The sequence below is a fragment of the Streptomyces albidochromogenes genome, from assembly GCF_005981925.1.
In the GTDB taxonomy this organism is placed as follows: Bacteria; Actinomycetota; Actinomycetes; order Streptomycetales; family Streptomycetaceae; genus Streptomyces; species Streptomyces albidochromogenes.
Window position 1 is genome coordinate 1 of the sequence record NZ_VBVX01000700.1, and the last position, 737, is coordinate 737.

1 protein-coding gene is annotated in these 737 nt (G+C 72.9%); it reads right to left on the reverse strand.

Going from position 1 to position 737, the window contains the following annotated elements:
- On the reverse strand, positions 1 to 737 hold a 737-nt coding region (locus tag E2E34_RS34825; RefSeq protein WP_208765424.1), incomplete at both ends, for an ERAP1-like C-terminal domain-containing protein.

Below are 737 nucleotides of genomic sequence, written 5' to 3' on the forward strand. Positions count from 1 at the left end.
AGGTAGCGGTCGGCGATCTGGCCGTGGGCGAAGGCGAGCACGCCCTGGACGATGGCGAGGTCGGTCTCCTCGGGGAGGTGGGCGAGGGCGGTTTCGAGGTAGTCGGCGGGCGCCAGTTCGCCGTCGCGGACCATGTCGCGCAGGGTGTTCCACAGGACGGCGCGGGTGAGGGCGTCGGGGACGGCGGAGAGGTTGCGCAGCGCCGGCTCCTCCGACTGCTCGTCGAGGCGGATCTTGGCGTAGGTGAGGTCGCCGTCGTTGAGTACGACGAGCGCGGGGCGGCGGCCGGGGCGTGCGGTCGCGGACTCGTCCTGGGGTACGTCGACCTCGAACCGCTCGCGCAGGACCAGGCTCGCGCCGTCGATGGGGTCGCGGTCGTACGCGCCGACGGCGAGGCGGTGCGGGCGGCTGCCCTGCCGGCCGACGCTGACGTGCCACGTGCCCTCCGTCTCGGTGACGGCGGGGGTGAGGGTGTCGACGCCGGTGGTGCGCAGCCATTGCGCGGCCCAGGCGTGGACGTCGCGGTCGGTGGCGGAGGCGAGGTTGTCGATGAAGTCGGCGAGGGTGGCGTTGGCGAACTTGTGGCGGGCGAAGTGGGTGTTGATGCCGGCCAGGAAGTCCTTCTCGCCGAGCCAGGTGACGAGCTGGCGCAGGGCGGACGCGCCCTTGGCGTAGGAGATGCCGTCGAAGTTGAGCATGGCGGACGCGGTGTCGGGGACGGCGTCGGGGTCGGGGGC